Source organism: Nostoc sp. CHAB 5715 (assembly GCF_020829685.1).
Lineage (GTDB): Bacteria > Cyanobacteriota > Cyanobacteriia > Cyanobacteriales > Nostocaceae > Nostoc.
Map to the genome: position 1 here is coordinate 1 of NZ_JAIVFR010000526.1, position 5279 is coordinate 5279.

At 45.0% G+C, this 5279-nt stretch carries 5 protein-coding genes; 1 reads left to right on the top strand and 4 read right to left on the bottom strand.

Annotation, left to right across the window (positions count from 1 at the left end; all coding sequences use genetic code 11):
* From LC574_RS25060 to LC574_RS25070, 3 genes are all read right to left on the bottom strand, one after another.
* A partial coding sequence (locus LC574_RS25060; protein ID WP_229456254.1) for a cadherin-like domain-containing protein occupies window positions 1–1552 on the bottom strand: 1552 nt, incomplete at its 3' end.
* Between the two features lie 268 nt (window positions 1553–1820).
* A complete protein-coding gene (locus LC574_RS25065) occupies window positions 1821–2708 on the bottom strand; it encodes a bluetail domain-containing putative surface protein (protein ID WP_229456255.1) in 888 nt (295 codons plus the stop codon).
* Between the two features lie 146 nt (window positions 2709–2854).
* Window positions 2855–4591 carry an MFS transporter gene (locus LC574_RS25070; protein WP_229456256.1) on the bottom strand — a complete coding sequence of 579 codons (1737 nt, stop codon included), beginning with the start codon at window positions 4589–4591 and terminating at the stop codon, window positions 2855–2857.
* Between LC574_RS25070 and LC574_RS38240 the strand changes: the two genes are divergently transcribed.
* Window positions 4581–4706 carry a hypothetical protein gene (locus LC574_RS38240; RefSeq protein ID WP_267871672.1) on the top strand — a complete coding sequence of 42 codons (126 nt, stop codon included), beginning with the start codon at window positions 4581–4583 and terminating at the stop codon, window positions 4704–4706. The genes LC574_RS25070 and LC574_RS38240 overlap by 11 nt on opposite strands.
* A gap of 2 nt (window positions 4707–4708) precedes the next feature.
* On the opposite strand, the gene LC574_RS25075 is transcribed toward LC574_RS38240, so the two are convergent.
* A partial coding sequence (locus LC574_RS25075) for a TonB-dependent siderophore receptor (RefSeq protein WP_229456257.1) occupies window positions 4709–5279 on the bottom strand: 571 nt, incomplete at its 5' end.

A 5279-nucleotide genomic window follows, 5' to 3' on the forward strand; every position in this document is an offset into this window, starting at 1 on the left:
CGTTGCTGGGTGCAAGTACAACTTGGGCTGTCAGTGGGTCAGTTTGAGCATCAGTATCATTATTTAAAACACCATTAGCTACATCTACTATTAGTTCTGTGGCTGCTTGGGTGGTGTAGCTGTCGTTGACTGCTACTGGTGGGTCATTGGGCGGTGGTGGTGGTGTGGCTGTATCGTTGATGGTAAATGTAATAGCATTTTCACCCGGTACAAAATCGTAGCCTGTTACTGGACTAAGTGTGTAAGTAAAGGTTTCTGAACCTTCTACCACTTCATCTGCAAACAGTGGTAGAGTAATGGTTGCAGTTTGCTGGAGTAATCTAATAGTGGCACCACTAGAAGTGGAATTGGCTCTTACCAAACGAGCGCCATTAAATGATGCACTAAAGACATCCAATTCCGCAAGCGATCGCTCCACACCACTATCAAATGTAACTTCTAACCCTCCTTCTGGAGGTGGTTCACTCAGTTGAAAGGTTAAAACAATACTGTCGTTATTTGCCTCAACTAAAGTAGTTGGGCTAACGGTAAAGCTAATTGTTGGTGGTGGTGCTGGTGGTGGGTTAACGGTAATACTAGCTGTAGCAATGCCAGAATCGGTTTTGCCATCGTTCGCTAGGTAGGTGAAGCTATCTGTGCCTGAAAAGCCTACGTTTGGTATATAGTTGAAAGCGCCGTTAGCATTGAAATTTAATGTGCCGTTGCTGGGTGCAAGTACAACTTGGGCTGTCAGTGGGTCGCTTTGAGCATCAGTATCATTATTTAAAACACCATTAGCTACATCTACTATTAGTTCTGTGTCTGCTTGGGTGGTGTAGCTGTCGTTGACTGCTATTGGTGGGTCATTGGGCGGTGGGTTAACGGTAATACTGACTGTAGCAGCAGTTGAATTGGCTTTGCCATCGTTCGCTAGGTAGGTGAAGCTATCTGTGCCTGAAAAGCCCGCATTTGGTATATAGTTGAAAGCGCCATTGGCATTGAAAGTTAATATACCGTTGCTGGGTGCAAGTACAACTTGGGCTGTCAGTGGGTCAGTTTGAGCATCAGTATCATTATTTAAAACACCATTAGCTACATCTACTATTAGTTCTGTGGCTGCTTGGGTGGTGTAGCTGTCGTTAACTGCTATTGGTGGGTCATTGGGCGGTGGTGGCGGGGGGGGAACCTGACTAGGGTCATCGAAGAAGTTAACAGTGATAGCACTAGCACTAGGATCAACTGTGTACCCTGTACCAGGCTGGAGTGTGTAAACTACGGTTTGCTGACCCTCTGGAGTCCCATCTGCAAAAATCGGCACACTCACTGTGGCAACTTGAGACTTAATGTTAAAGTAGAACCCTGTAAAATCAAAGTCTCCTATTGGGAAGTCCCCACCTTGAATGTTGAGTGCAAATAAGTCCAGTTGGTTCAATGATTGCGGGACATTGCCTTTGAGATAAACTCTCACACCTGCCCCTGGTGGCGGCTCATCTAGCTCAAATCTGAAGGTTATTATAGTACCTTCAGTTTCGATGAGGTTTGTAATATTGGTTGTCAGCTTGACGGTTGGCATAGGTAATTTGCTACAGATGGGTCAATCTCAAAGTTGATTGGCAGTTTGTGCAAAATTTGCTTGCATAAGCTATAGAACTTCAAAGGAACTGGGGATTGGGGAGAGAAGAGAGAGTGAAAAGACAAGGTAGAAATTCCTGCTTGTCTCCCCTGCTCCTTTGCTTTTCTTTGGTCATATCTACTATTAAACCTTATTCCGGCAACAGCTAAAGTTTTGGAAGCTTTAGCGATCGCCTCAGCATACAATAGGGCTGAGGTGAAAAGGACGGCTACGCCAACGTGGTCGTAAAATTATTGATCCCCAGAGTTCCAGTTAATCCTGTCACCTCAATGATGGCATCGGTATTAGCGTTAAACCCTGCTGTAGTATCATTAATGGCGACAAAGCTGCGACTTCCAAAGGTAAATCGGGCAGCAAAGTTGGCTCTAAAACTAGCGGTGGTTAATTTAGCTCCAATTCCAGCCGCATTAAGAGTTGTAACACTTCCCGCATTCAATAATCCGGCTCGTGCTGTGGAAACGAGGAATAGATCATTACCAGCATTAGCATTGAAGTTGTTAATAACATCAAAGCTACTGAAGAGCGAATCAGCTAAGTTGCGGTAGTCAAATCGATCCACTCCCAGCCCTCCAATTAGAATATCTTTTCCACTTCCCCCAATTAGTATGTCGTTACCAGCGCCTCCATTGAGAGTGTCGTTACCAGCATTACCAATGAGATTGTCGTTAGCACTATTACCAATGAGATTGTCGTTACCCACTCCACCAATAATGGCATTATCGAAGAAGTTAACAGCGATCGCACTGAAACTTGGATTAACAGTGTATCCTGTACCAGGCTGGAGTGTGTAAACTACAGTTTGGGGACTTTCCACAATTCCATCGGCGAAAATCGGCAGAGTGACTGTGGCGATTTTAGACTTGATGTTAAAGTAGAATCCTGTAAAGTCAAAATCTCCCTCTGGGGCATCACCTCCCGAATAAGCGATCGCAAATAAATCGAGTTGGGTCAATGATTGGGCAATATTGCCTTTCAGGTAGACTGTCACGCCTGCTGGTGGCGGGGCTTCACTTAACTCAAAGCTAAAGGTTAAAATAGTACCTTGAGTTTCAACCAGATTTTCAGTATTGGCTGTGATTTTGACTATTGGTGCCATAAATCATTTCCTGTGTGTAAGTTAAATTTTCGTTACAGATATCGGGATGAATTGGGCAAGCTGCGGAAATAGGGGAGACTCACAAGAGATTTTTGATTTACTCTTGCAAAATTTGCACGAATTTACCTTCTTCAAAGCTAGTGAACTTAAGATTGGGAGCTATCTGGTATTAAGTCCTCTACTCGTCGCAAAGAACGCACGCTATACCCAAAGATTCCTACTATTACGGTGCAAATACTCATGCTGACAAATAGCAAAGTAATGCCTGAACCCGTCCGAGTACCAAAGATGTTACCGAAAATAGGCGCTAAACTCCCCGTCGGATGCATTGCTGGTTCAAAGACTCGATCTGCCAAGAACCCGGCAATTAATGGTGTGATGGTAGAAACTGTTACACCTATAAGTTGATCGGCAGCGAGGACTCGTCCTTGTAAAGACGGGGGGACTTTGGCATACCAAATAGCATTACTACAACTATAGAACATGGGAATAAGTGCTGCCGCGAGAAAATGGGCAATTATCCAAATTGGTAATGTTTGTCCAAGACCAAGAATTGTTCTAAAGAAACCATATCCGGCAAAACCAAGTAACATTCCATGAATGCGACGTTTAAATCCTCCCCAAGCTCCCAGTAGTAGGGCACCGACGACACCGCCAATACCCGCAGCAGTGGTGACAGCGCCGAGAATTTCTGAGTCGCCACCTGTGCGGGCGAGAATCATCGGGCTGTAGAGCGCTTTGCTGATATCATTGGGAATTGCAAATAAGGTAAAGGCGATCGCCATTGCTGTTAAAGAAGGATTTGCCCAAATATAGCGAAATCCAAAGGTCAATTTTTGCCACAGGCTTTCTTGGTGATCATCCACTGTTTTTTCTGGCGATGTTCGGGGAATCCTGACAATCAGCAACGTTACAAAGGCAGCGATAAAAGTCGCTAAATCAATCCAAAAGATGCTTTGCAACCCAAAACGCGGATAGAGAAAGCCTGCTAAGGCGGGGGCAAAAATTGCCGCACTGTAGTTTACAGCACTCCCCAAACTTTCAGCACGGGTATATTGTTCTTGGGGAACCAGCAGGGCGATGGAAGTTGAATATGCCAGAACTTGTAACTGTCCAAAACCACCATAGAGGGCGACTATTATATATAGCTGCCACACCTGTAATTGCTGGGTGAGATATAGCAGCGCTACTACGAGGGTACATAAAAAAGCGACAACTTCAGCAATGAGCATGAGTAATCGGCGATCGTAGCGATCAACAGCAATACCTGCAAAGGTGGTAATCAGCAATCTGGGTAGTTGGGCGAAGAAACCCACTAATGCCAAAGCTGTTGCTGAACCCGTTTTGTCCCATACCCAAATTGTCAGTGCAAACACTGTCATAAAACTGCCGATGGTTGATACCATCTGCCCTAGCCAGATTACCAAAAAAGTTCGCATTGTGGGAAGTTGGAGGAATTGAAGGGACTGGGGACTGGGGAATGGGGCATGGGGCATCGGGCATCGGGCATCGGGCATGGGGCATGGGGCATGGGGAGTGGAGTTCAAAGACTCATTAACGGAGTTCAAAGACTCATTCACGAGTATTAAAGACTCATTAACGGAGTTCAAAGACTCATTCACGAGTATTAAAGACTCATTAACGGAGTTCAAAGACTCATTAATGGAGTTCAAAGACTCATTAATGGAGTTCAAAGACTCATTAATGGAGTTCAAAGACTCATTCACGAGTATTAAAGACTCATTAACGGAGTTCAAAGACTCATTAATGGAGTTCAAAGACTCGTCGGCGAGTATTAAAGACTCATTCACGAGTATCAAAGACTCCTGGGCGAGTATCAAAGACTCCTGGGCGAGTATCAAAGACTCATTAATGGAGTTCAAAGACTCATCCTCTATTCCCCATGCCCCATGCCCACTTGCCCTGAGCGAAGCCGAAGGGATGCCCAATGCCCAATGCCCAATGCCCCATGCCCCATGCCCCATGCCCTATACCTAATATTAAAATTCCCAGGAAACGCTGCCGGTAATAGCAAAAGGCGCACCTGGGATGACGCGGACAATATTGCGGGCACCCTCGAAGTAATCTTGATCAAACAAGTTTTGCAAATTGATTCCAGCGCGGAAGTTGTTGCGGCGATAAAACAGTGATGCATCTGTTCGCCAGTATCCGGGTAAAGTGAATGTATTTAGTAAATCACCTTGTCGTTCTCCTTGGTTAAATATACCAATGCCAACTCCCAACCCCTTTAGGCTACCAGATTGTAGTTCATAAGTAGTCCATAATCCAAAAGCATTTCTGGGGACGTTTAGTAATTGCTTACCCTCAGAGTTGAAGTTGCTATCTTCAAGAATTTTTGTGTCTGTATAAGCATAGCTCGCTGTTAGGTTCCAACCCGGTAGAATTTCCCCAGCAACGTCTAGTTCAATCCCACGGCTACGTTGTTTGCCGATTTGAAATTGTGATAGGACATTATCGAATCCTTGAGCAGCAACATTGCTGCGTTCCAAGTTGTAGAATGCTAGGGTGGTAGAGAGGCGATCGCCTAATAGATTCGCTTTACCCGGATAC

Bases quoted from the DNA above. Each gene is read 5' to 3' on its own strand.
- LC574_RS38240 (WP_267871672.1), top strand. From the start codon at position 4,581: ATGGAGTTCAAAGACTCATCCTCTATTCCCCATGCCCCATGCCCACTT.
- LC574_RS25065 (WP_229456255.1), bottom strand. From the start codon at position 2,708: ATGGCACCAATAGTCAAAATCACAGCCAATACTGAAAATCTGGTTGAA.